Here is a 365-nt window from a genome sequence, read left to right as displayed (position 1 = left end):
GCGCATTTCAAAGCCTTTACCACAGACACGGTCAAAGCAAATAAACCCCTCAAACAAAAAGATACTGTTCAATATGAAAGTCAACCAGCACAGCTAAAGCAATTTGGTGGTAATCATATTAAAGGCACGATCCCCTTTGCCTTACTGGATTACATTGAATTAGTCGACTGGAGTGGCCGCCAGATAGATCCAAAGAAAAAAGGGCATATCAACAAAAGCATACCAAAAGTGCTCCTGACGTTGAATATAGAAGAAGCGCAATGGCTTGAATCAATTCAACGTTTCAGGCAGCAGTACTCAAATTTTGCAGGCAGCAAACAACGGTTAAAGCAGCAAGCCGCCAGCAACGATGTAAAATGGTACAA

The 365-nt window shown here is 41.9% G+C and carries 1 pseudogene; it reads left to right on the top strand.

The features are described 5' to 3' along the window. Nucleotides 1-365: pseudogene (locus tag H5187_RS25295) on the top strand (alpha-amylase family glycosyl hydrolase); the annotation flags it as partial.

Source organism: Pseudoalteromonas sp. SG44-1, from assembly GCF_014164315.1.
Classification (GTDB): Bacteria; Pseudomonadota; Gammaproteobacteria; order Enterobacterales; family Alteromonadaceae; genus Pseudoalteromonas; species Pseudoalteromonas rhizosphaerae.
The sequence above is the reverse complement of the archived record's forward strand: the minus strand, read 5'-3'. Positions and strand labels throughout refer to the sequence as shown.